At 41.4% G+C, this 22,991-nt stretch carries 25 protein-coding genes; 17 read left to right on the forward strand and 8 right to left on the reverse strand.

Annotated features, from left to right (window positions below):
* Positions 1 to 77 precede the first annotated feature (77 nt).
* The 8 genes from rpsB (at position 78) to argS (ending at position 7,490) form a co-directional block, all read left to right on the forward strand.
* Complete coding sequence (rpsB, locus tag CVT00_RS02330; protein WP_085658056.1) at positions 78 to 866, forward strand: 30S ribosomal protein S2; 789 nt, start codon at positions 78 to 80, stop codon at positions 864 to 866.
* The gene (tsf, locus tag CVT00_RS02335; RefSeq protein ID WP_103557723.1) at positions 866 to 1,930 is read left to right on the forward strand and encodes a translation elongation factor Ts; all 1,065 of its coding nucleotides are present in this window, start codon (positions 866 to 868) and stop codon (positions 1,928 to 1,930) included. The genes rpsB and tsf overlap by 1 nt, the downstream gene beginning before the upstream one ends.
* Complete coding sequence (locus CVT00_RS02340; protein WP_103557724.1) at positions 1,930 to 2,574, forward strand: ABC transporter ATP-binding protein; 645 nt, start codon at positions 1,930 to 1,932, stop codon at positions 2,572 to 2,574. The genes tsf and CVT00_RS02340 overlap by 1 nt, the downstream gene beginning before the upstream one ends.
* A gap of 90 nt (positions 2,575 to 2,664) precedes the next feature.
* Positions 2,665 to 3,426, forward strand: a complete 762-nt coding sequence (gene fliR / locus CVT00_RS02345; RefSeq protein ID WP_087582853.1) for a flagellar biosynthetic protein FliR — start codon at positions 2,665 to 2,667, stop codon at positions 3,424 to 3,426.
* 56 nt (positions 3,427 to 3,482) lie between these two features.
* Positions 3,483 to 5,012: a Highly acidic protein gene (locus tag CVT00_RS02350; protein WP_103557725.1), complete on the forward strand. Its 1,530-nt coding sequence runs from the start codon at positions 3,483 to 3,485 to the stop codon at positions 5,010 to 5,012.
* The gene (gmk, locus tag CVT00_RS02355; RefSeq protein WP_103557726.1) at positions 5,013 to 5,624 is read left to right on the forward strand and encodes a guanylate kinase; all 612 of its coding nucleotides are present in this window, start codon (positions 5,013 to 5,015) and stop codon (positions 5,622 to 5,624) included.
* A gap of 51 nt (positions 5,625 to 5,675) precedes the next feature.
* The gene (tatA, locus tag CVT00_RS02360) at positions 5,676 to 5,897 is read left to right on the forward strand and encodes a twin-arginine translocase TatA/TatE family subunit (RefSeq protein ID WP_021087958.1); all 222 of its coding nucleotides are present in this window, start codon (positions 5,676 to 5,678) and stop codon (positions 5,895 to 5,897) included.
* Between the two features lie 9 nt (positions 5,898 to 5,906).
* The gene (argS, locus tag CVT00_RS02365; RefSeq protein ID WP_107915723.1) at positions 5,907 to 7,490 is read left to right on the forward strand and encodes an arginine--tRNA ligase; all 1,584 of its coding nucleotides are present in this window, start codon (positions 5,907 to 5,909) and stop codon (positions 7,488 to 7,490) included.
* A gap of 34 nt (positions 7,491 to 7,524) precedes the next feature.
* On the opposite strand, the gene CVT00_RS02370 is transcribed toward argS, so the two are convergent.
* Positions 7,525 to 8,460 (reverse strand): sugar transferase, encoded by a 936-nt coding sequence (locus CVT00_RS02370; protein ID WP_107915721.1) that lies wholly within the window; start codon positions 8,458 to 8,460, stop codon positions 7,525 to 7,527.
* Between the two features lie 103 nt (positions 8,461 to 8,563).
* On the opposite strand from CVT00_RS02370, the gene CVT00_RS02375 reads away from it, so the two are divergent.
* Complete coding sequence (locus tag CVT00_RS02375) at positions 8,564 to 9,547, forward strand: YeiH family protein (protein ID WP_107915719.1); 984 nt, start codon at positions 8,564 to 8,566, stop codon at positions 9,545 to 9,547.
* On the opposite strand, the gene nadD is transcribed toward CVT00_RS02375, so the two are convergent.
* On the reverse strand, positions 9,531 to 10,412 hold the full coding sequence (gene nadD, locus CVT00_RS02380) for a nicotinate (nicotinamide) nucleotide adenylyltransferase (protein WP_103557731.1): 882 nt from the start codon (positions 10,410 to 10,412) through the stop codon (positions 9,531 to 9,533). The two genes, CVT00_RS02375 and nadD, sit on opposite strands and share 17 nt — an antisense overlap.
* A 79-nt stretch (positions 10,413 to 10,491) precedes the next feature.
* On the opposite strand from nadD, the gene gap reads away from it, so the two are divergent.
* The 8 genes from gap to CVT00_RS02420 all read left to right on the forward strand — a co-directional run bounded on the left by gap (position 10,492) and on the right by CVT00_RS02420 (position 18,617).
* Positions 10,492 to 11,490 carry a type I glyceraldehyde-3-phosphate dehydrogenase gene (gene gap, locus CVT00_RS02385; RefSeq protein WP_107915718.1) on the forward strand — a complete coding sequence of 333 codons (999 nt, stop codon included), beginning with the start codon at positions 10,492 to 10,494 and terminating at the stop codon, positions 11,488 to 11,490.
* 16 nt (positions 11,491 to 11,506) lie between these two features.
* The gene (locus tag CVT00_RS02390) at positions 11,507 to 12,706 is read left to right on the forward strand and encodes a phosphoglycerate kinase (protein WP_002941208.1); all 1,200 of its coding nucleotides are present in this window, start codon (positions 11,507 to 11,509) and stop codon (positions 12,704 to 12,706) included.
* A 3-nt stretch (positions 12,707 to 12,709) separates the two neighbouring features.
* Entirely contained in the window at positions 12,710 to 13,393 is a 684-nt protein-coding gene (locus CVT00_RS02395; protein WP_107915716.1) for a triose-phosphate isomerase, read from the forward strand.
* A gap of 217 nt (positions 13,394 to 13,610) precedes the next feature.
* Positions 13,611 to 14,429: an enoyl-ACP reductase FabI gene (fabI, locus tag CVT00_RS02400; protein ID WP_009492765.1), complete on the forward strand. Its 819-nt coding sequence runs from the start codon at positions 13,611 to 13,613 to the stop codon at positions 14,427 to 14,429.
* A 76-nt stretch (positions 14,430 to 14,505) separates the two neighbouring features.
* Positions 14,506 to 15,171 carry a DUF2625 family protein gene (locus CVT00_RS02405; RefSeq protein WP_103557735.1) on the forward strand — a complete coding sequence of 222 codons (666 nt, stop codon included), beginning with the start codon at positions 14,506 to 14,508 and terminating at the stop codon, positions 15,169 to 15,171.
* A gap of 229 nt (positions 15,172 to 15,400) precedes the next feature.
* A complete protein-coding gene (locus tag CVT00_RS02410) occupies positions 15,401 to 16,423 on the forward strand; it encodes an NADH:flavin oxidoreductase/NADH oxidase (protein ID WP_103557736.1) in 1,023 nt (340 codons plus the stop codon).
* Positions 16,424 to 16,553: 130 nt separating this feature from the next.
* Positions 16,554 to 17,900: an FAD-dependent oxidoreductase gene (locus tag CVT00_RS02415; protein WP_107915714.1), complete on the forward strand. Its 1,347-nt coding sequence runs from the start codon at positions 16,554 to 16,556 to the stop codon at positions 17,898 to 17,900.
* Positions 17,901 to 17,939: 39 nt separating this feature from the next.
* A complete protein-coding gene (locus tag CVT00_RS02420) occupies positions 17,940 to 18,617 on the forward strand; it encodes a DUF4272 domain-containing protein (protein WP_107915713.1) in 678 nt (225 codons plus the stop codon).
* Between the two features lie 34 nt (positions 18,618 to 18,651).
* Here the strand turns inward: CVT00_RS02420 and CVT00_RS02425 are convergent, their stop codons facing one another.
* The 6 genes from CVT00_RS02425 to CVT00_RS02450 form a co-directional block, all read right to left on the reverse strand.
* Complete coding sequence (locus CVT00_RS02425) at positions 18,652 to 19,371, reverse strand: energy transducer TonB (RefSeq protein ID WP_230853786.1); 720 nt, start codon at positions 19,369 to 19,371, stop codon at positions 18,652 to 18,654.
* 61 nt (positions 19,372 to 19,432) lie between these two features.
* Positions 19,433 to 19,816, reverse strand: coding sequence for a TonB system transport protein ExbD (gene exbD / locus CVT00_RS02430; RefSeq protein WP_103557739.1), 384 nt, complete (start codon positions 19,814 to 19,816; stop codon positions 19,433 to 19,435).
* Positions 19,803 to 20,231: a TonB-system energizer ExbB gene (gene exbB, locus CVT00_RS02435; protein WP_103557740.1), complete on the reverse strand. Its 429-nt coding sequence runs from the start codon at positions 20,229 to 20,231 to the stop codon at positions 19,803 to 19,805. The genes exbD and exbB overlap by 14 nt, the downstream gene beginning before the upstream one ends.
* Before the next feature lie 218 nt (positions 20,232 to 20,449).
* On the reverse strand, positions 20,450 to 21,106 hold the full coding sequence (locus tag CVT00_RS02440; RefSeq protein WP_103557741.1) for a cysteine hydrolase family protein: 657 nt from the start codon (positions 21,104 to 21,106) through the stop codon (positions 20,450 to 20,452).
* Entirely contained in the window at positions 21,106 to 22,092 is a 987-nt protein-coding gene (locus tag CVT00_RS02445; protein ID WP_103557742.1) for a sensor histidine kinase, read from the reverse strand. Before CVT00_RS02445 ends, CVT00_RS02440 begins: the two co-directional genes overlap by 1 nt.
* Positions 22,089 to 22,922 (reverse strand): DUF234 domain-containing protein, encoded by an 834-nt coding sequence (locus tag CVT00_RS02450; protein WP_103557743.1) that lies wholly within the window; start codon positions 22,920 to 22,922, stop codon positions 22,089 to 22,091. Before CVT00_RS02450 ends, CVT00_RS02445 begins: the two co-directional genes overlap by 4 nt.
* Positions 22,923 to 22,991: the final 69 nt, after the last annotated feature.

A 22,991-nucleotide genomic window follows, 5' to 3' on the forward strand; every position in this document is an offset into this window, starting at 1 on the left:
TGGTTGTGCGAAAGCATTAATGGTCGTGGAGGATAAAACTAAATTCAAGGCAAAATGCCTAAAACAAGGAGAAACTCATGGTAACTATGAGAGATTTATTAGAGTGTGGCGTACATTTTGGTCACCAAACACGCCGCTGGAACCCAAAGATGAAAAAATTTATCTTTGGCGAGAGAAAAGGTATCTATATTATAGATCTACAAAAGACTATCCGCTACTTCCGCTACACTTACAACATTGTTCGTGACGCAGCCGCTGAAGGCAAGTCAGTGCTATTTGTCGGTACTAAAAAACAAGCTATCGACGCTATCAAAGAGTACGCTGAGAAATGCGGAATGCCTTATGTAAATCACCGCTGGCTAGGTGGTATGATGACAAACTTCGGTACTATCCGCCAGTCTATCCGCAAACTAGAAGTTATCGAGGCTATGGAAGAAGATGGCTCGATAAATTTACTAACTAAAAAAGAGGCTTTGATGCTTCGCCGCAAAAAAGAGAAGCTTATCGCAACTCTAGGCGGTATCCGCAATATGAAAAGCCTACCTGATATGATATTTGTCGTTGATACAGTTAAAGAAAAGATCGCTGTTCAAGAGGCAAATCGCTTAAAAATCCCAGTTGTAGCACCAATAGATACAAACTGCGATCCTGACGTTGTTGATTATCCTATCCCAGGAAACGACGACGCGATCCGCTCTGTTCAGCTTTTCTGCCAAGAGATGGCTGAGGCGATCAACGAGGGCAAATCACTTCTTGAGCAAGATGGTGGCGAGCAAGCTGCTGGCGAAGAAGTAAGCCAAGATGAGAAAGATGCAGTTGTAGCTGAGGCTATGAGCGAAGAAGACTTTGGCGAGGACGAAGAGTAATGGAAATAACTGCACAAATGGTAAAAGAGCTCCGCGAATCAACCGGAGCTGGCATGATGGACTGCAAAAAGGCACTTGGCGAAGCAAATGGCGACATGGAAAAAGCTGTTGATATCCTTCGTGAAAAAGGCCTAGGTCAAGCTGCTAAAAAGGCTGACCGCCTTGCAAGCGAGGGCTTAGTAAGCGTTGAAGTTTGCTCAAAATGCAAAAAAGCAACTATCAGTGAGATCAACTCTGAGACTGACTTCGTTGCTAGAAACCCACAGTTTCAAGCACTTGCAAAAGACACAACAGCTCACATCCAATCAAGTGGTATAAAAACAGTTGAAGAGCTAAATACAAGTACTTTAAATGGTGTTAAATTTGAAGAATATTTCAAAACCCAGATCGCAACTATCGGCGAAAACCTTGTAGTTCGCCGCTTTGAGACTATTAGTGCTGATGATAAGGGCGTGGTAAATGGTTACGTTCACTCAAATGGCCGTGTTGGCGTACTTATCGGTGCAGCTTGCGAAAGTGCTGAAGTTGCAAACAAAGCAGCTGAATTTATAAGAAATTTATGTATGCATGCAGCTGCTATGAAGCCAAGCGTTATAAGTTACAAAGATCTTGATAGAGATTTTGTTGAGAAAGAATTTATCGCACTTCGCGCCGAACTTGAAAAAGAAAATGAAGAGCTAAAACGCCTAGGCAAGCCACTTCACCACATCCCTGAGTATGCTAGCCGCTGCCAGATAGGTGAGGCAGAGCTTGCAAAAGCTACAAAAGTGATCGAAGAAGAGCTAAAAGCTGAGGGCAAACCTGAGAAAATTTGGGATAAGATCATCCCTGGCAAGATCGAGAGATTTTACGCTGATAATACAGTGCTTGACCAACGCCTTACACTTTTAGGTCAGTTTTATGTAATGGATGATAAAAAGACTATCGAACAAGTTATCGAAGAGAAGAGCAAAGAGCTTGGCGGCAAGATCAAGATCGTAAAATACGTTCGTTTCGAGCTTGGCGAAGGCTTAGAGAAAAAAGTAGATGACTTTGCTGCAGAAGTTGCTGCTCAAATAGGCTAATGGAAATTTTAAGAGCGTCTAATCTAGGCTTTGCGTATGATTATACGCTCTTTAACAATATAAATTTAACTCTCAATCAAAAACAAAGCATCGCGATAACAGGTGTTAGCGGTTGTGGCAAATCAACGCTTTTACACATACTTTCAACACTTTTAAAACCAAATTTTGGCGAGGTCATCTATCAAGATAGATCGATCTACGAGCTTTCTCAAAACGAGCTTTTGGCCATTAGAAGGCTTCATTTTGGCATTATTTTTCAGTCGCACTATCTTTTTAAAGGTTTTAGCGCTTATGAAAATATCGAGCTTGCAAGTATCTTATCTGGCGAAAATATAGAAAAAAATGATCTTGAAGCGCTAAAAATTTCAAGCGTTATAAATCAAAAAGTTGGCGAGCTAAGTGGCGGCCAGCAGCAGCGTGTCAGCATCGCTAGAGTGCTTACCAAAAAGCCAAAGATCATCTTTGCAGACGAGCCAACGGGCAACCTTGATAAGCAAACGGCAAATGAAGTGATGCAAGTTTTGTTTGACTATATAAATGAAAATAGCGCTGCCCTTGTTTTAGTCACTCACGACAACGACCTAGCCGCGAAATGTGACAATTCATACAAGCTTGAAAATAAAGAGCTTGTGCAAATTTCTTAAAATTTAGCTTCAAATTTCTAAAAACGACCGCTTAAATTTAAAAAACAAAGTAAAATTTTGTAAAATTAGTAAAAAAATTAAAAGAGCAAAATGGAACTAGTAGAATTTTTTGGAGCCGATAAAGCAATAGTTTTTATGCTTTTGTTTGCACGCCTAAGCGGTCTCATCGTTTTTTTTCCATTTTATTCGCACAATCAAATTCCTCTTAGCGTAAAAACGCTTTTAGTTTTTGTCCTTTGCGTCGTGCTATTTCCCATCTCAAAAGCTCATGAAAACTCTATAAATTTCTTAATCGGCGAGATCTTAGGCGAGGTTATGCTAGGACTAAGTGCCGGACTTATGCTAACCATCATCTTTGCCACACTTCAAATGGCAGGGGAGCAAATTTCCATGGTCATGGGCTTTTCGATGGCGTCGGTGCTTGACCCACAAACTGGCACAAACTCTCCAGTCATTGCAAACCTCATAAATTTCATCGCGCTGCTAACATTTCTAGCTTTTGATGGGCATCATTTGCTCCTTCAGTTTTACGCTAGCTCACTTGCTGTGGTGCCACTTGGCGACTTTTATCCACGCCCCGGCATCATGAGCTATGCGATAAATTTATTTACAAATTTGTTTATGTTTGGCTTTATCATGTCATTTCCGATCATCGCGCTTTCTTTGCTCTCAGACTCCATTTTTGGCATGCTCATGAAGACGATGCCGCAGTTTAACCTACTAGTCATCGGCTATCCTATCAAAGTGACGATCGGATTTTCTGTTTTGATAGCCATTTTAGCAGGCATTATGAAGATAATGAGCGACCTACTTTTAAAAGTGATAAATGATCTGCCGGCTCTGTTTTTTTAAGAAAATAGCAATGAAATTTATCATAGAATAGGCTTTTACTATTACAAGGAGGGATGATGAAAGTTGCTCTAATAAATAAAAATCCAGCAGTTTCACGTCTGATAACTTTAAGTCTGAATAAAATCGGTACCGAATATAGCGAATTTGAGGATCTAAATGGATTTGACGATGCTCAGTTTGACTTTATCATAATCGACAGCGACGTGGACAGCAGTGAGCTTGCGACTACAAAAGATGTGATGTATCTAGCAAGTCGTGGCGAGAATAAACCAGAATTTGCTACTTTGATGCTTGAAAAACCATTTTTACCAACTGAATTTATAAGTGTTTTTGAGCAAAATATCCCAAAAGATGAGCCAGCTGCCGAGCATGGCGAGAGTGAGCAGGGTGAAAGTGACTTTGGCGACTTTAGCGATGAGGCTATAAATTTTGACGAGATGTCAGGGTTTAAACTGCCTGATATCGATACAAATTTAGAAAATTTTGCAGATCTTGACAAAGAGCTTTTAGAAAGTGGCATAGATAGCCCAAGCGAGGAGATTAGCCAGAGTGACTTGCAAGAGGAAAATGAAGCTAGCGATGTGGAGTCTTTAGAAGAGTTTGAGGACTTGCAAGAGCTTGCTAGCGAAGACCTTGCTGATGAGAGCGAAGAGAGCAAAGATGGCGATCTAGCAGAGCTTAGTGCGCTTGTCGATGAGATAGAAAATATGCCAGAAGAGTCTGAAGCAGATGAAGAGCTAAATAAAAATTTAGATGATATTATTAGCCAAAATGACGTTGCAGGCTTGGTTGATGAAGAGAAGGCAGATGGCGAGCTTGATGAGATAGATCAGAGTAAATTTGAGCTTAGTGAGATCGATTCGCTTGATGAAGAGCCAAATAGTGAAGAGACTGATGAGGAAAATAAAAATTTAGATGATGCTGACGAGAGTGATGCTAAAAATTTGGAGCAAGAAGAGCTAAATATAGACGAGCTAGCTAAATTTGATGATGAAGATAGCCTTGAAAATGAGCTAAATTTAGAAGATGAGCCTAAAGATGAGGAGAATTTAGATGAGATCTCTGAGGCTGATGAAGAGCAAATTCAAGTAGATGATGAAAAGGCAGAAGAGGATATAGAAGAAGAGGCTTTGGATGAAATTTCAAGTGAGGAGTTGGAAAATTTAGATCCTAGTGAGAGTGAAAATTCTTCTAATGAGATGCCAGTAGAAGAGCTAGAAGATGTGAGTGAGCCAGAAGCCAAAGAATATCTAGGCCTTGCGGATGAAACTTTTGAAGAAGAAAATACTCAAGAAGATGACGAACAAGAAGAAGACACGAAAGAAGAGAGCAAAGACGTAGCATCAAATGAGTTAAATTTTGACGCGTCATCGATAGATGATATAGATGAAAACACGATGTTAGCAGCATTTGGACTAAAAGATATGCCTCAAACAAGCTCAAAAAATGATGCAAAAGAAGACTACAAAGAAGAGCTAACTAAAAAGATCACAAAACACGTCCACGAGTCGCTAAATGAGAGCTCGCTAAGAGATGTGCTAAAAGATATGAACATCAAGATAAATATAAGTTTCGAGGAAAAGTAGTTGCAAGGACAAATTTTAGTAGTTTCGGGACCTAGCGGGAGCGGTAAAAGCACGTTACTTAGCCGTCTTTTAAAGGAGGAGAAAGACCTATATTTTTCTATCTCAAGTACAACAAGAGCCAAAAGAGAAGGCGAAGTTGATGGGGTTGATTATTATTTTATAAAAGAAGATGAATTTAAAAGCGGCATCGAAAAAGGCGAGTTTTTAGAGTGGGCGCAGGTGCATAAAAATTACTATGGCACGAGCTTAAAGCCAGTTTTAGAAGCACTTGAGGCCGGTAAGATAGTGATATTTGACATCGATGTGCAAGGCTTTCACATCGCACTTGAGAAATTTAAAAGCTATATCACTTCAGTTTTTATAACAACTGCTAATAAAAAAGAGCTAAAAAGGCGCTTGGAAAACCGTGGAACAGATAGCGACGAGACGATAGAAAATCGCTTAATGAACGCAGTTGGTGAGATGGAGCATATTTTAGAGTATGATTATTTTTTAGTAAATGATGATATAGAAAAGAGCTATAAAGGGCTAAAATCAATCCTTCGAGCGATGAGGTTAAAAAGTGCTAAGATAAATTTAAGAAATGTCATCGACGAGTGGATAGATTGTTAGAAATTCAGGAATTTATGATAATATTTTGAGAAAATTTGATAAGGAGAAAAGATGGGTTCTTTTAGTATTGGCCATTGGTTGATCGTTTTAGCGATCATTGTATTACTTTTTGGAGCAAAGAAGATCCCAGAGCTTGCGAAAGGACTAGGCAAGGGCATAAAGACTTTTAAAGCTGAGATGGAGGATACAACCCCTGAAAAGAGCGAAAAAGTCGAGCATAAAGAAGAGAGTGCAGCTAGTCAAAAGATAGAAGAAACAACTAAAAACGCATAGGTTTTAGAGTTGAAAGATAAAGTAAAATCTGAAATTTCAAAGGTTTTAGAGCGTGAATTTGTGCTTGAGAAGCCAAAGGATAAAAATTTAGCCCACTATGCGATGCCGCTTTTTAGCCTTGCAAAAGAGCTAAGAAAGTCTCCAGCTATGATAGCTAGCGAGTTTGCTGATAAATTTAGTGACAGTAAGATAGTTGAAGCTAGCGCGGTAAATGGCTACTTAAATTTCAAGCTTAAGAGCGAATTTTTAGATGAAATTTCAAAGCAAATTTTGCTAGATAGTGAAAATTTTGCAAAAGAAGATGCGAAAAAAGATAGTTATTTAATAGAATACATCAGCGCAAATCCGACTGGACCGCTTCACATCGGACACGTTAGAGGCGCAGTTTATGGCGATACTTTAGCTAGACTTGGCAAAAGACTTGGCTACGCCATCTCAACAGAATACTACATAAACGATGCTGGCAATCAAATAGATCTGCTTGGCACATCTATATCACTTGCGGCTAAAGAGCAGCTTTTTAACGAAAGCGTCGTCTATCCGGAGAAATACTACCGCGGGGATTATATTTTAGATATTGCTAAGCTTGCAAATGAGAAATTTGGCAAGGAAATTTTTTATGACGAGAGCAGAAACCTTGAGCTTGCCGAGTTTGGCAAGGATATCGTGCTTGAGATAATCAAAAAAGACTTGGCTGATGTTGGCATTTTTATAGAGAGCTGGGCTAGCGAAAAAGCACTTTACGACCGTCTTGAGCCAACAATAGAAAAGCTAAAACGCTCAAATCAAATGTATGAAAAAGAGGGCGCTATCTATATCGCTTCGACCACGCTTGGCGACGACAACGATAGGGTTGTGGTTAGAAATGACGGCAGACCGACATATCTAGCTGGCGACATCATCTATCATAACGCTAAATTTGAGAAAAATTTTGACCACTATATAAACATTTGGGGCGCGGATCACCACGGATATATCGCAAGGCTAAAGGCTGCGATAAATTTCCTTGGTTACGATGAAAACAGGCTTGAAGTGATACTTATGCAGATGGTTAGCTTACTAAAAGAGGGCAAGCCATATAAAATGAGCAAGCGTGCTGGCAATGCGGTGCTGATGAGTGATATTGCGAGTGAGATCGGTGCTGAGGCGCTTAGATTTATCTTTATAAGCAAGGCAAATACGAGTAGTTTGGAATTTGACGTGGATGAGCTTAAAAAAGAGGATAGCTCAAACCCTATTTTTTATATAAACTACGCTCACGCTAGGATAAATCAGGTCTTTGCAAAGGCTGGAAAAAGCGTTAGTGACGTAATAAATGCAGACTTTGAGTGCCTAGATGAAAATGCTAAAAATTTACTTTTTGAAGCGCTTATATTGCCTGAAATTTTAGAGGATGCTTTTGCTTCAAGGCAGCTTCAAAAAATACCAGACTATCTAAAGTCACTAGCTGCTAGCTTTCATAAATTTTATAATGAAAACCGTGTGGTTGGAAATGAAAATGAAGATAGCTTGCTAAAAGTCTTTGCAGTCGTTGCTATCTCGATAAAAACAGCATTTAATATAATGGGAATCACAGCTAAAGATAGGATGTAGCTTTATAGCCGCCAGACATTAGTCAAAAAGTTGGCTAAATACCCCTTTTTTCAAATATAATTGCAATAGTTTTTGCTATGATCTTTATCTCCAGCCAAAGTGACCAGTGCTTTATGTAGTAAAGATCATACATTAGCTTTTGTTTGGCGTCGTGTGTGTTTGCGCCGTAAGGGTAATTTACCTGCGCCCAGCCAGTGATGCCTGGGCGGACGATGTGGCGTTCATTGTAGTACGGTATCTCTTTTTCAAAGAAATTTATCCAATATCTTCGCTCTGGCCTTGGGCCTATTAGGTGCATTTGCCCGCGAAGCACATTTATACACTGTGGCACTTCGTCGATGCGAGTTTTACGCATAAATTCGCCAAATTCAAAGACTCTCTCATCATTTTTGCTAGCAAATTTAGCTCCATCTTTTTCAGCATCAACCACCATCGAGCGAAATTTGATGCATTCAAATTCCCTGTTGCCCAGCCCGACCCTATTTTGCAAGAAGTAAAGGCTGCCAGGGGACTGCTCGTCTATCTTTTTCTTGACGTAAAATTTAAGCACAAAAAGTATCACAAGAAGCAGTGAACAGCTTACATAGTCGATCACGCGTTTTAAGGCGTATTCAAAGGCATTGTAAGGCTTGATATCGTTTAAAAAGTTTAAATTTTCGCCATTTTCTGGGATGTAGCACTTTTGCAAGTAAATTTCTAAAAAGCTCTCCACATTTAGAAATTTGATCTTTTTATACTTCGTCTTAAACTGTAAAAGCGTGAGAAATCTCACCAGTTTGCTATCAACGGGCTTTTGGGTATTTAGCACTATTAGCCTCTGATCGCCTGATTTTATGAGATTTTCTAGCGCACTTCGCAAAGCCTTTGCGTCGCTATTTTCGTGGGATAGAAAATTTACCTGGCCAAATTTCTTTCTAAGCTTCTCTAGTTCGAGTTTGGTGAAAGTATATTTTTCGCCAAGGATGATCATAGGCCTATCCCTTTATCTTTATTTTAAATTTGTATTATAAAATTCGCCTAATTATACCCAAACGTGCTAATTGCATTTTTAAAAAAAGAGTTAAGGTTAAAATATGTCTCATAAATTTCTTGCTGTGCTTGTTTTAGCGCTGATTTGTGCAATTTCTTTTGCGCTCTCAAACACGGTTTTGGCTAAATTTCATACTAGCCCGCTCATCATCTCTATTATTCTAGGCGCTATTTTTGCAAATCTTTTTACCAAACAGACTCAAATTTTAAAAAATAGCGGCGTTGTAGCGATCGCTGGGAAGCAAATTTTAAGGCTTGGTATCATACTTTTTGGCTTTAATATAAGCCTTAGCGAGATCGCAAGTGTCGGCACTCTAGGCGTTATATACGCAGCTTTTATGGTATTTGCGACCTTTTGCTTTGCGCTTTTTGTAGCCAAAGCTTTGGGGCTTAGCAAGGATAGTGCCGTGCTTATTGGCTCAGGGGCTAGCATATGCGGCGCAGCTGCTGTTATGGCTACACAAAATGAGATAAAAGCAGACGCAAACAAGCTTGCTATCGCCATTTGCACGGTGGTGCTCTTTGGGACGATTGGCATGTTTATCTATCCATTTATCGCTAAATTTCTAGCTCTCACGCCGCACCAAACTGGCTTTTTTATCGGTGGCTCACTTCACGAGGTAGCCCATGCGGTCGCAGCCTCAGCGGCATTTGACGGCACAACAAGCAGCACCGCCGTCATCATAAAAATGCTTCGCGTCATCATGCTTGTGCCATTTTTGTTTTTGCTAAATTTCTTAAATTTAAGCCAAAATAGTGGTGGCTCAAAGCTAAAGAGCATACCATGGTTTGCGCTATTTTTCCTAGTGGCGATCTGCGTTAGATCTTTGCCATTTTTCCCTGAAAATTTGGTGGAGATTTTAAAGCTAGCCGCTAGTATCTGCCTTTGCGTTGCGATGTGTGCTTTGGGGTTTGGGATAGATAGGAGTATATTTAAAGCGACGGGCAAAAAGCCATTTTTGTTAGCATTTTTTATATTTTTATGGCTTATTTGCTCATCGCTTGTCTTTGTTAAGACTCTTTGCTAGTTTTTAGCTTTTGCAAAAACTCTTCGATGTTGTATTTTGCCCTGTAAGCTGGGCTCAAAAGATGTATCAAAATGTCGCCAAGGTCCATTACGATCCAATCAGGCGAGCTCTCAGTGCCTATAAATTTCTCTCCAAGAGGCTTAAGCTCCTCTTTTAGATCTTCAGCCAGCGAGTAAGCGTGCCTCTCGCCAAGCGTAGTAGCGATAACTACGGCCTTTACAAAATAATCATCCCCACTCATATCAAACACTTGTATTTCTTCAGCCTTTTTTGCGTCTAAAACCTTAACTATACTTTCGGTGCGCTCTTGCATCGATCTTTCCTGCATCTTTAATCCTTGGTAAAAATTTATAATCTCATCTTTTATCTCGCTAGGCAGCTCATCAAGCCCCTTTTGATGCCTGATCTGCGACGAGCTAACATCCACATGCACGTCCATTTTTTGTAAATTTTGCGGAATTTCTATGTGATTGCGCTTGGCGATCACAAACTGCACTAAATTTTTTAACTCCTCGTAGCCATGCCACTTATCAAGCGTAGCTAGGTGGTCTGCGCCTATTATGAGATAAAATTTCTCTATCTTGAATTTCTCATACAAATACTTAACCGTCTCTATGGTAGGCACTGGGCGAGCTAAATTTATCTCATAGTCTGAGATCTCGACCTTCTCTAGGCCGCCCCAAATTTCTCTTATCCACTTTAGGCGAAGCTCTGGTGGAGCTGAAAATTCGCTCTTAAAGGGACTTATAAAAGTTGGCATGATTATGAGCTTGTCGATGTCAAGGCCACTTAGTGCCATTTTCACAATGCTATCGTGTCCTAAATGAACCGGATCAAAGCTCCCGCCAAAAAGTGCTAACTTCATCTATTAAAGTGCCTTGTTTATATTTGTTTTAAAATTCTTTTTTGTAGAATTAGGCGTAATTATATCAAAAGGAGCTAAGATGTCAGTTAAAGTAGCAATAAACGGCTTTGGGCGTATCGGTAGGTGTGCTGCTCGTATTATTTTAGAGCGTGATGATGTTGAGCTTGTCGCTATTAACGACACCGCAACAAGGGATATGACGAGGTACTTGCTCAAATACGACAGCGTGCATGGCGAATTTAAGCAAGACGTTAAGGTGATAAGCGACGATTTTATAGAGGTAAATGGCAAAAAGATAAGAGTTTTTTCTACAAGAGATTTAAACGAGCTTAGCTACGCAGACTACGGCGTAGACGTGGTTTTAGAGTGCACTGGCAAGTTTTTAACCACTGAAAAATGTGAGCCATATCTTGCTCGCGGCGTCAGAAAAGTCGTCATGAGTGCTCCGGCAAAAGATGATACAGCGACATTTGTAGTTGGCGTAAATGACGATAAATACGCAGGCGAAGCGATCGTCTCAAATGCAAGCTGCACCACAAATGGCCTAGCTCCAGTGGCAAAGGTGCTAAACGATAAATTTGGCATCGTAAAGGGTCTAATGACCACGATCCACGCATATACAAATGGCCAAAGCCTAGTTGATGTAAAGGCTAAAGATTTCCGCCGCTCACGTGCAGCAGCGCTAAATATCGGACCTACGACCACCGGAGCTGCAAAAGCGATCGCTAAAGTGCTCCCCGAGCTAAGTGGCAAGCTACACGGCCAAGCAGTGCGCGTACCAGTGGCAAATGTCTCAATGGTCGATCTAACGGCGGTTTTAAAAAGACCAGCTAGCAAAGAGGAGATAAACGAGGCATTTAGGGCGGCTGCAGAGTCAAATTTAAAGGGAATTTTATTCGTCGATGACGACTACAGAGTTAGCAGCGACTTTTGTACAAGCACCTTTAGCAGCATCGTAGCGAGTGACACTACACAGGTTATCGCTGATGATATGGTGAAGGTCTTTGCGTGGTACGACAACGAGTGGGGCTACTCAACAAGGCTTGTTGATCTTGCTAAGATCGTGGCTACAAAGTAAATTTAAAGGGTGAAAAATGAGTGATATTTTATCGATCAACGACCTTGAGCTTAATGGTGCAAAAGTCTTTATAAGGTGCGATTTTAACGTGCCTATGGACGAATTTTTAAACATTACCGACGACCGCAGGATCCGCTCGGCGATACCAACTATCCGCTACTGCTTGGATAATGGCTGCAGCGTGGTTTTGGCTAGTCACTTAGGACGTCCAAAAAATGGCTATGAAGAGAAATTTTCACTTCAAGGCGTGGCAAAGAGGCTATCAAGGCTGCTTGATAGAGAGGTGATATTTGCTGAAGATGTGATCGGAAATGACGCTAAAACAAAGGCTGCGGCTCTAAAGCCAGGCGAAATTTTAATGATAGAAAATTTACGCTTTGAAAAGGGCGAAACCAAAAATGACGAGGCTTTGGCAAAAGAGCTTTCAGGCTTTGGCGAATTTTACATCAATGACGCATTTGGCGTTTGTCACAGGGCTCACGCATCGGTTGAAGCGATCACTAAATTTTACGATGAAAAGCATAAGGCAGCTGGATTTTTGTTGCAAAAAGAGATAAATTTCGCTCAAAATTTGATAAAACATCCATCACGTCCATTTGTCGCAGTCGTAGGTGGCTCAAAGGTGAGTGGCAAGCTTCAAGCCCTACATAACCTTCTGCCACGCGTAGATAAGCTCATAATTGGCGGCGGTATGGCATTTACATTTTTAAAATCACTTGGCGAAAACATCGGAAATTCGCTCCTTGAGGAAGAGCTCATCGAAGATGCAAGGCAAATTTTACAAAAAGGCAAAGAGCTAGGAGTGAAAATCTACCTACCAGTAGATGTCGTCGCTGCTCAGACATTTTCAGCTGAAAGTGCCGTAAAATATGTCCCAGCTCAAGAGATCCCAAATGGTTGGATGGGGCTTGACATCGGACCAGCGTCGATTAGGCTATTTAAAGAGGTCATCGCCGATGCGCAAACCATCTGGTGGAACGGACCTATGGGCGTTTTTGAGATGGATAAATTTAGCAAAGGTAGCATCAAAATGAGCCACGCTATCATCGACACTCACGCGACAACCGTCGTTGGCGGTGGCGATACGGCTGACGTGGTCGAGCGTGCAGGCGACGCTGATGAGATGACATTTATCTCGACTGGCGGCGGTGCGAGCTTGGAGCTAATAGAAGGCAAAGAGTTGCCTGGCATAAAGCCGCTTAGAAAAGAGGAGTAGGTCTTGAAATTTCTAGCGAATTTAAAGTGCAACCACACAAGAGAGAGCTTTAGAGAGTACGCGAAAATTTTAGATGCAAATTTAAGCATAAACGATGATGTGAGCGTATTTGCTCCAGCTAGTGCCTTTAATGAAAAAAGGCATCTTTTTAGGCTTGGAGCGCAGAATTTCTACCCGTGCGAGAGTGGGGCATTTACAGGCGAGATCGGCAAGGCTATGCTTGATGAATTTGATATCAAAGACGTGCTGATCGGCCACTCTGAGAGGCGTGAAATTTTAAAAGAGAGCGAGGAGTTTTTGCGAGCGAAATTTGATTTTGCTACAAAAAATGGCTGGAATATCATCTACTGCATAGGTGAAAATTTAAGCACAAATGAAAGCGGAGCGACCAAAGAATTTCTAAGCCGCCAGCTTGAAAATATAGACCTTGGCTATGAAAATTTAGTCATCGCCTACGAGCCGATCTGGGCGATAGGAACTGGCAGGAGTGCTGGCATAGAGCAGATAGATGAGGTGCTAAGTTTTTTAAAAACAAAGGCAAACGTGCCGCTACTTTACGGCGGAAGCGTCAATGCAGCAAACATCGCTGATATCGCAGGTATAAAGAGCTGCGATGGGGTTTTGGTAGGGACAGCCAGCTGGGATGCGAATAATTTTCTAGGGCTTATTAGCGCGGCATCTCGCTGATAAATTTAAACGATCTTGCAAATTTCACCCTGCGACAGGCTACTTGCCTAGTCTTGGGATGAAATTTGCTGCGAAACATTTAAATTTACCTAGCGATATATCCGCTTGTTGGTTTGTTTAAATTTCGAAACGCAAATTTAAACATCTGGAGTTGCGTGATACTGCCGCTATTAAATTTGGTTTAAAATTTGAATTGCAAAATTTTAAAGGAGAAATAATGATTTTAAAAGGTAAAAAAGGTCTGATCGTAGGCGTCGCTAATGCTAAATCAATAGCTTATGGCATTGCAAAAGCTTGTCACGATCAAGGTGCGCAGATGGCATTTACATACCTAAATGACGCTCTTAAAAAGCGCGTTGAGCCGATCGCTGAGGAGTTTGGAAGTAAATTTGTCTACGAACTTGACGTAAATAACCAAGCCCACCTAGACGGCCTTGCAGATCGCATTAAAGCAGACCTTGGCGAGATCGATTTTGTCGTGCATGCAGTGGCTTACGCACCAAAAGAGGCGCTTGAGGGCGAGTTTGTAAATACTACAAAAGAGGCATTTGACATAGCGATGGGCACTAGCGTTTACTCGCTACTAAGCCTTACTCGCGCGGTGCTACCGGTGCTAAAAGAGGGCGGCTCGGTGCTAACTCTTACATATCTTGGCGGACCAAAATTTGTGCCACATTACAACGTAATGGGCGTTGCAAAAGCGGCACTTGAGAGCTCAGTTCGCTACCTAGCTCACGACCTTGGCGCGAGAAATATCCGCGTAAATGCGATCAGTGCAGGTCCTATCAAAACGCTTGCGGCAAGTGGCATAGGCGATTTTAGGATGATCTTACGCTACAACGAGGTAAATAGCCCACTAAAACGCAACGTCACCACAGAAGACGTCGGCAACAGCGCTATGTATCTGCTTAGCGACCTAGCTAGCGGCGTAACAGGCGAAGTTCACTACGTAGACTGCGGATATAACATCATGGGCATGGGCGATGTGGCTACCGACGCCGAGGGCAACACGATCTTAGCTTGGGACGCAAAATAACCTATATATAAATTTGGCGGGGCGGCTCGCCAAATTCTTCTTTTAAATTTCACCAAATTTATCGCAAGGACAGAAAATGAGAGCTTTAGATGAGCTTATAGACACAAATGAGCCAGGCTGGGCGCTGATCGAAGAGTGGCTAAAAGAGGCCAAAAACGACTATGAAATTTTGCCTTGCGATGAGAGCAGGGCGCAAAGTGAGCTTTTGGGACTTCAGGTAACTACTCGCTCGCCGATGGGAGCGCTTGTTTATGGGTGCGGCGGCATAGTGATAGATGGCGGCTGGCTGCGTGTGCTTGGCTCTGGATGTGAGCAGATGAAGCGCGGAATTTACAGCTTCAACCTTGGCAAAAGCTTTAGCCAAGCAGGGCAGATGCCTGGCTATTTGCTCGTGGCGGACGATGTTTTGGGCGGATTTTTCGCGGTAAATGGCGGCGCCTTTGTTGGTAAAGCTGGCAACGTCTTTTACTACGCACCAGATAGTGGCAAATGGGAAGATACGCAGCTTGGCTACTCGCAGTTTTTATACTGGGCGCTAAGTGGGGATATATCTAAATTTTACGAGCTTTACCGCTGGGATGGCTGGCGCGAGGATGTGAGAGATTTTAACCTTGATAAGGTGATGTTTACGTTGCCGCCACTTCTTTGGCAAGACGCCGACGTAAGGCTAAGACTAAAAGATATGAAAAAAGATGGCATTGGTATCGATGAGTATTTTGTTTCTTTGTTTAAGGGTGAGTAATAGATAAATTTTAGTAGTTTTGCAAATTTTAAAATTCCACTCACTCGCAAGAATTGACTACTAAAATTTGGCTTCACTTACAGCTTAGCTCAAATTTTAGAGCCGAAATTACTCGTTCATGAAATTTTAAAATTTGTTTGAACTTTCTAAGTCGCAAGAGATAAATTCCTGCAAATCCAAAAATTTAAACAAATATCTTAAAATAACCAAAAAATTTAAAGGAAATTTCATGCAAAATAAGCTTTTTACGCCGCTTAAGATAGGTGGCATCGAGATCAAAAACCGCATTATCATGGCTCCTATGTGCATGTATGAGGTCAAAAAAGAGGATGGCCGCCCAAGGTGCTTTCACAAGCTACACTACGCTACAAGGGCGATCGGCGGCGTTGGTATGATCATCGTTGAGGCGACAGCTGTTGAGACGCGCGGCAGGATCACTAAAAAAGACCTTGGGCTTTGGAGTGACGAGCAGATCGAGGCTCACGCGGAGCTGGTAAAAGGCTGCGCTAAATATGGCGCCAAAATGGCCGTTCAGCTTGCTCACGCTGGCAGAAAGGGCACGTGTGATGGCATTATTGCGCCAAGTGAGATCAAATTTAGCGATGACTACGCCACGCCAAAAGAGATGAACGCACAGGATATCGCAAGCGTAAAGCAAAGCTTCGTAGATGCCGCAGTGCGTGCAAAGAGCGCAGGATATGAGGCCGTGGAGATACACGCGGCGCATGGATATTTGATAAACCAATTTTTATGCGCTGGCACAAATAAGCGAAGTGACGAATACGGAGGCGCTTTTGAAAACCGCATAAGGCTGCTGCTTGAAATTTTAAGAGAGATCAAGGCTGGTGCTAATATCACTATTGGTGTTAGGATAAGTGCAAGTAGCTGGCTTAAGTGCGACTGGGACGTAGAAGAGAGCGTAAAGCTAGCACGTGAGCTAGAGAAAAATGGAGCTGACTTTATCCACGTCTCATCTGGCGGAGTTTATGCAAAAGTTGATAGCGCGCCAAAATTTACACCACTTTATCAGGCTGGCTACGCAAAAACGGTGAAAAACGCAGTTAAAATTCCAGTCTTTGCAGTCGGCCTTATCACAAAGGCAAGCGAGTGCGAGGCGCTGCTACTTGGCGATGTCTGCGACGGCGTGGCGCTTGGTAGAGAGCTACTACGCAACCCATATTTTTCTTTTGGCGCCATGAAAGAATTTGGCGAAAGCGAAAAGATAGAAAACGCCTATAAAAGGGCATACTAAGATTTTATGGCAAGGTGAGAGCCTTGCCAAATTTCACTTTTACACAGCCTATTTTTCACGCTCTGCTTTTTGCTGTTTGATTTAAATTTAATATAGTATCATTTGTGCAACTAAACTTTCAGGGGAAAAAATGAGGCAAAAGCACTTTGAAGTGGCAATTGTTGGAGCGGGCATTAGCGGGACGGCACTCTTTTACGAGTTGGCTGCATTTAGCGATATAAAAAAGGTCGCGCTTTTAGAAAAATATGATGGCGTAGCGACGCTAAATTCAAGCGGCAAGGGCAACTCACAGACCATCCACTGCGGCGATATCGAGACAAACTACACGCTAGAAAAGGCAAAAAAAGTCTCACAAGTGGCAAATATGCCAGTAAAATACGCCCTAAAATACAACCTAGAGGGCAAATATATGTTTGCTCATCAAAAGATGACGCTAGCCATCGGAGATGCCGAAGTAGAGCGCATCAAGGAGCGATATGAGAGTTTTAAAGAGTTATTTCCTTATCTTGAAATTTATGACAAAGAGAAGTTAAAGCAGATCGAGCCAAATGTCGTTTTTGACGCAAATGGCAATGAACGTCCTGAAAATATCATCGCAATAGGCGCGCAAAATGGCCAGTACACTACGATGGACTTTGGCGGCGTGGCAAATTCGCTCGTGCAAAATGCGCTAAATTTAGGCGGAGATGGCTATGAGATCAGCTTAAGCTCAGAAGTGACTGATACGAAAAAGGTGGGCGATGCCTTTCACATCAAGATAAATGACGGCGAGGTGATCACAGCAAACTACGTCGTAGTCGATGCTGGAGCGCACTCGCTATTTCTAGCTCACAAGATGGGTTATGGGCTACATCTTAGCACGCTACCAGTTGCTGGAAGCTTTTACTTTGCTAACAAGCGCCTGCTAAACGGCAAAGTCTATATGGTGCAAAACGACAAGCTGCCATTTGCCGCACTCCACGGCGACCCAGATATCCTAGCTAATGGCAACACTCGCTTTGGTCCAACTGCCCTTGTCATACCAAAGCTTGAGAGATTTCACGGCTGTTCTAGCTTTTTTGACTTTTTAAAGTGCTTAAAATTTGACAAAAATGTCCTTGAAGTCTTTACAAATTTACTAAAAGACGAGGATATAAGGTCCTATATACTAAGAAATTTCTTATTTGAAGTGCCATTTATCAACAAAAAAGAATTTGTTAAAGACGCTAGAAAGATCGTGCCAAGTCTAAGCGAAAATGACCTAAGCTACGCTGTAAATTTTGGTGGCGTAAGGCCGCAGGTGATCGACCGCAATAAAAAAAGGCTCGAGCTTGGTGAGGGCAAGATCAGCACAGGCGAGGGCATAAGCTTTAACATGACGCCAAGCCCGGGGGCTACTAGCTGTTTTGAAACGGCGAGGGCTGATATGGAGGAAATTTGCAAATTTTTGGGCAAAAATTTCGACGAAGATAAATTTAACGCCGAGTTTTTTGGGTAGAAAATGGGAGTGTTTGATATTTTTAAAGGAGGTGCAGATATGCCAAAAACAGCACAACAAAGAAAAGATGAGAACATAAAAATTTTAAAGCAAGAGGGCATAGCGGTGCTTGAGAGCTTGCCGCTTCGCTATGAAAATAGCGAGGTTACGCCAAGAGATATTGACGAGATAATAAAGCGCGCAGTTTGCTCATTTACAGCGATCATGTGTGCTTGCACGATCCGTGATGAGGGCTCTTTGGGCAAAGAAAATATGGCGTGGGCAAAGAGCTTTTTAGGTGAAGCTTACGACGGACTAAGTGTAAAAGAAAAAGAGGTCGTTGAAGACAGAGCCGATATGGACACGGCTGTGAATATGGGCTGGAAATATGAGTCGCTTTGGATCTTGCTTTGGGCGCTTGGCATAGCCGAAGATATCGGCCAGATGGATAAAATTTGCGACTGCGAGTTTGTGATGAATGTCTTTAAAGAGGGCGGGCTAAAAAGCCGCTCAAAGCTTCGCAGTATGGATGAAATTTTAAGTAAGCTCGATCTAGTTTATCGCTACCACTGGGCGTGCGTAAATGCAAGAGTAAATGGCACAAAGGCGGCTGGACTTGACGAAGAGGTCGTTATGGAGAGGCGTGCAGGGCTTGAGTGGCTATGCTGCAAAGGGCAGGAAAATGACGACTTGAGCGCTGAGTTTAACTGCTGGGACTATCCTGATCTAAACACTTGATATAAGAAATTTTAAGCTCAAATGAGCTTAAAATTTATTTTAATGTAAATGCTATCGGAAAGCGAAGATAGCGAGCTTCTTTTGGCTTTGGAAACTCAGAGCTTGCTTTTTTGACATTTTCTAAAGCACCGTTGTCAAGCGACTCAAAGCCTGAACTTTTAGTAACCTTTAGCTCGTCTATGCTGCTGTCTGTTTTAAGCAAAAATCTAACTTCAACAACGCCTTGATGCTTCATCCTTCTAGCGTTATTTGGGTAGTTTTTATGCTTTTTCACAGCTGCTATAACCTTGCTAAAGTCCTCATCACTTTGCGCGTTTGATAAATTTAACTCTTGGGCTACTTTTTGGGCTGGAGCTGCGGCGATAGACTTATTATTTGCTGGTAAATTTGAATTTACAGCAGGTGCTGGCGTCGCGGTAGGAGCTGGCGCAGTGATAGCAGGTTTTGGCTCCACCTTTGGCTCAGGGCGAGGCTCAGGCTTTGGCAGTGGCTTTTTCTCCACCTTTTTTGGCTCAGGTTTAGGCTTTTCTATCTTTTTTGGCTCTGTTTTTGGTAGTGGTTTTGGCTCAGGCTTAGGTTTTGGTTTTGGCGGCTCTGGCGGTGGTGGTGGAGCTGGGGGTGTTGGCTCTGGTATCATCACTTGTTCGCTTATCTGCGGAGCCGTAGTTTGCGGCACCGGAGTAAAAGAATTTAGAGCTATTTTTATAGGTTTTTGCTCGCCTATCTTTATCTCACTAAAATTATGTGAAAGCAAGAAATAAGCCGCTGCCACGTGCACTATTGCTGATACCGCTAGGCCACTATAGTTTGAAATTTTACTCAGAGATTGTTTGGATTGCAAAGTTTTCGTGACCTTTTTCTTTTAAGATATCAATTACTTTGACAAAGCTGTCAAATTTAGCGTTTTTGTCGCTTTTTAGCTGCACTAAAGTCTTAGTATCAATGGCATTTAGCTTATCTTTCAGCTCATCTTCCGAAATTTCCGCGTCATCTATAAAAAATTTATTATCTTTATCGATAACGACACTCACTTTTTTCTCGTCCTCTTTGATCTGCTCGGTGCTGCTCGCACTTGGTAGATCGACTGCGATCTTGCCCTGGGCGATGAAGGTCGAGATGCTTAGCACGATGGCTAGCAAAACGAGCATGATATCGATAAATGGGACGATATTTAGCCCATCTTTTTTATTTAGACGCATTTTTGGCCTTGTATCTGTTTATCATGACATCGACTTTTCTAACAAAGCCATTGTAGATCATGAGCGTCGGGATCGCCACAAGTAGGCCAAATGCAGTCGCTTTTAGTGCTAAAGATAGGCCGATCATGATACTTTTTGTATCGATGCCGCCAGCCATACCCATGTCATAAAATGTGATCATTATGCCAGCAACCGTGCCAAGAAGTCCGATATATGGGGCGTTTGAGTAGATGATATAAAGTGTGGTTAAATTTTTTGTCAGCGCCCCATCGAGCTCTTCAATGTTTTTGTAGCTATTTATATTGACGCGTGAGTAAAAAATGATACGCTCTATCGTATACCAAAGCACAAAAAAGCTCATAACGCCCAAAATACCGATGATTATATAGTCAATGTTGTGTTTTAAAAGTTCCATAATGCCTCTTATTTTTAAAATTTGAGCGTGATTATAACTATATTGATAGTTAATGTCAAATATATTGTAAAAATGTAACCTAAAAATATTTTATAAGAAAAGAAATTTAAAGAGAATAGATCTGAAATTAGCGCAAAACTATGTTATTAATTATATTAATACGATAGATAAGCGCTAAATCTTATAATTTGATAATTGTTTTTAATATAAATATATGGCTAAATTTTTAGCTCTTTTACCACGCGTGCATTTAGTGCCATTTGCATGTGATGTAAAAATACATTTTGATAAAAGTCCCCACTATGCCCTGGTGCGTCGTAGGTTTGCACCAAATTTGCAGGCACGATGATCTCCCTTTTTAAATTTTGCTCATTTGCGCTAAGTCTTAGGTGAGAAACAAGCTGATAGATGCACATATCGGTGCAGTCGCCCATTACGACAAAGCTATCAAATTTACTTATAAATTTATTAAACTCCTGCGAATAAGCAATGCTAAGTGAGTTTTTATAAAAAGTCTTCATCTCATTAAAAAAGTCTAAATTTCGTAGCTCATCAACTGCCTCTGCTTCATTTTGCCCTTTTAAAGCATGAGCTGGAAAGCTCGCAAACTCAGCTGAATTTGGCTCATGAGCATCTTGGATGAGGACGCAGTTTTTAAGGTCAAATTTATCCCTTGCCAGCCTAAAAGTATCTGCTATGCCCTTTGAGAGCTCACCCACACGCTTGCTAGCTAGTGCGCCTTCACAACAAAAGCCATTTATCATATCAACGCTTATAAAGACCACTTTTTCGCTGCCATTTTTAAAAATTTCACTAAATTTAAGCGCTTTTAGGCCATTTTGCCACGCATTTAACTCATCTAAAATTTCACTCATCACTTCTCCTTTATAGGTAAATTTATACAAAATGTCTTTGGCTCAAGGGTTATCTCTATGCTGCCCTTGTGTGCCTCGATGATCTGCAAGCAAAGGTGCAGTCCTAGGCCATTGCCCTTTAGTTTGCTCGTCTTAAACGGCTCAAAGACGATGTTTTCATTTTTTATAGAAACTCCGCTGTCATAGACTATAAATTTATGTTCATTTGGCGTCTTTTCGTAGCTTAGTCTCACCACACCTTCGTCGTTTTCGTCCTCTTCGATGGCGTCTATGGCGTTAAATAAAATGTTTTGAAAGACCATCGCGATGAGGTCAAAGTCGCCACTATAAAGGGCGTCAGGGAAATTTAGCTCAAAATTTATATCTTTTGAATACTCATAAAATTTAAGCGCCTCCTCGCACTCGCTTTTGATATCTAAAAAGTTAAATTCCCTTGGCGTGATACTAAGCCCTTTTGTAAAAAGAAGTGTGGCTTTGATGATGCGCTCAACACGCCAGATCCCCTTTTGTATCTGCTCGACGATAGGCAAAATTTTTGGCTCAGCCCTTTTTAAAAGCGTGGAGTTTAGAAGCGAGATAGAGCCTATGGGGTTTCTTATCTCGTGAGCTAGGTGCGCTGCTACTTGACCCATCGAGGCTAGGCGCTCGGTGCGTTTTTCTTGCGTTATGTCAGTAGCAGAGATGATCTTTTTATCGTCTTTGACCACCTTTTTTACTAGATAAATTTGTGAGCCAAAATTTAGCTCGCCCTCATCTTTTGGGATGAAATTTAGCGCTTTGCCAAGCTTTTGCGCCTCTGAGTTTTGTAAGAAAATTTCATCATTTTCATCAAGCACCCAAATGGCATTTGGCAAAATTTCCACGATATCTTTTATAAAACCTTGCAAGCTCATATAAGAAGCGGTCAAATTTTTATACTCACGCTCTATCAGATAGGTCTGCTCTATTAGGCTTTTTAGGCCATTTTGTATATCGATATCACTCACAGCAACTCCTCATAATCTTTTATCTCATAAAGCCTAAGTCGCTCATCTTTTAAGCCCAAAAGCTCGTTGCTAAAGCCACTTTTTGAAAAAAGTGCCACGATATCAGGCTTTATGCCAAGTCTTTCGCACTTGTGAAGGACTAAATTTAAGACATTTTTACAAATTTTTCGTTCTTTATACTTTGCTTCGCCGACTATTATCTTGCCATTTATGCTAAAAAGCATGTCTAGCTCTATATTTTTGCTCCAAAATGAGCTTAGCAAAATGCCATCAAGCCCAAGCTTTTTAGCCATTAGCTCGCCGCTTAAAAGCTCAAAGCCAAGGCTCGCGTACTCGTCAAATTCTTTTCTTATAAGCTCTAAAATTTCCTCACTCCTGCCCTCTTTTAAAAGGCTTAAATTTGGCTCGATAAATCTAAACCAAAACCTTGAAAAATGGCTATTGAAGTGAATTTTATCCTCTATCTTATAAGCTCGCTCACTTTTTTTTAAAATTTGACGTTTGTTTTTTACTCGTGGCTTTTCTTTGCTCTTTTCAAGCACTAAAAAATCCTTACTAAAAAGCTTTGCATAGACCCTATTTGTCATGCTTTGGGGCAAAATTTTATTTACGCTAAATTTCTTTCTGTCGCTTCTAGCAAGCTTAATGAGAGCCATTTTGATGGCCTCGTCGCTATCCTCGTCAAAGTAAAACCTAGCCATCAAATTTTTATAATCATCTAAAATTTCAGCCCTAATCGCCTCAAAAACATCGTAGTATGAGCCCTTTAATAAAAAGTCATCAAAAACAAGATGAAATTTTATAACTTCAGCAATACCAAGGTGCTTCATCCGCTCAAATGTCGATTTTATGGCTAAAATTTCGTATCCTTTGTGTGGCGGATTGTAGCATATTTTTAG

The organism is Campylobacter concisus (genome assembly GCF_003048675.2).
GTDB lineage: Bacteria > Campylobacterota > Campylobacteria > Campylobacterales > Campylobacteraceae > Campylobacter_A > Campylobacter_A concisus_F.

What these genes read in the sequence shown, in the direction of transcription:
- CVT00_RS02375 (WP_107915719.1), top strand. Translation starts at nt 8,564, where the DNA reads ATGTCTCATAAATTTCTTGCTGTGCTTGTTTTAGCGCTGATTTGTGCA.
- CVT00_RS02450 (WP_103557743.1), bottom strand. Translation starts at nt 22,922, where the DNA reads ATGAAGCACCTTGGTATTGCTGAAGTTATAAAATTTCATCTTGTTTTT.
- CVT00_RS02415 (WP_107915714.1), top strand. Translation starts at nt 16,554, where the DNA reads ATGAGGCAAAAGCACTTTGAAGTGGCAATTGTTGGAGCGGGCATTAGC.
- gap (WP_107915718.1), top strand. Translation starts at nt 10,492, where the DNA reads ATGTCAGTTAAAGTAGCAATAAACGGCTTTGGGCGTATCGGTAGGTGT.
- tsf (WP_103557723.1), top strand. Translation starts at nt 866, where the DNA reads ATGGAAATAACTGCACAAATGGTAAAAGAGCTCCGCGAATCAACCGGA.
- CVT00_RS02420 (WP_107915713.1), top strand. Translation starts at nt 17,940, where the DNA reads ATGCCAAAAACAGCACAACAAAGAAAAGATGAGAACATAAAAATTTTA.
- fabI (WP_009492765.1), top strand. Translation starts at nt 13,611, where the DNA reads ATGATTTTAAAAGGTAAAAAAGGTCTGATCGTAGGCGTCGCTAATGCT.
- rpsB (WP_085658056.1), top strand. Translation starts at nt 78, where the DNA reads ATGGTAACTATGAGAGATTTATTAGAGTGTGGCGTACATTTTGGTCAC.
- CVT00_RS02350 (WP_103557725.1), top strand. Translation starts at nt 3,483, where the DNA reads ATGAAAGTTGCTCTAATAAATAAAAATCCAGCAGTTTCACGTCTGATA.
- CVT00_RS02440 (WP_103557741.1), bottom strand. Translation starts at nt 21,106, where the DNA reads ATGAGTGAAATTTTAGATGAGTTAAATGCGTGGCAAAATGGCCTAAAA.
- exbB (WP_103557740.1), bottom strand. Translation starts at nt 20,231, where the DNA reads ATGGAACTTTTAAAACACAACATTGACTATATAATCATCGGTATTTTG.
- fliR (WP_087582853.1), top strand. Translation starts at nt 2,665, where the DNA reads ATGGAACTAGTAGAATTTTTTGGAGCCGATAAAGCAATAGTTTTTATG.
- CVT00_RS02340 (WP_103557724.1), top strand. Translation starts at nt 1,930, where the DNA reads ATGGAAATTTTAAGAGCGTCTAATCTAGGCTTTGCGTATGATTATACG.
- CVT00_RS02410 (WP_103557736.1), top strand. Translation starts at nt 15,401, where the DNA reads ATGCAAAATAAGCTTTTTACGCCGCTTAAGATAGGTGGCATCGAGATC.
- CVT00_RS02370 (WP_107915721.1), bottom strand. Translation starts at nt 8,460, where the DNA reads ATGATCATCCTTGGCGAAAAATATACTTTCACCAAACTCGAACTAGAG.
- CVT00_RS02405 (WP_103557735.1), top strand. Translation starts at nt 14,506, where the DNA reads ATGAGAGCTTTAGATGAGCTTATAGACACAAATGAGCCAGGCTGGGCG.
- exbD (WP_103557739.1), bottom strand. Translation starts at nt 19,816, where the DNA reads ATGCGTCTAAATAAAAAAGATGGGCTAAATATCGTCCCATTTATCGAT.
- nadD (WP_103557731.1), bottom strand. Translation starts at nt 10,412, where the DNA reads ATGAAGTTAGCACTTTTTGGCGGGAGCTTTGATCCGGTTCATTTAGGA.
- tatA (WP_021087958.1), top strand. Translation starts at nt 5,676, where the DNA reads ATGGGTTCTTTTAGTATTGGCCATTGGTTGATCGTTTTAGCGATCATT.
- CVT00_RS02390 (WP_002941208.1), top strand. Translation starts at nt 11,507, where the DNA reads ATGAGTGATATTTTATCGATCAACGACCTTGAGCTTAATGGTGCAAAA.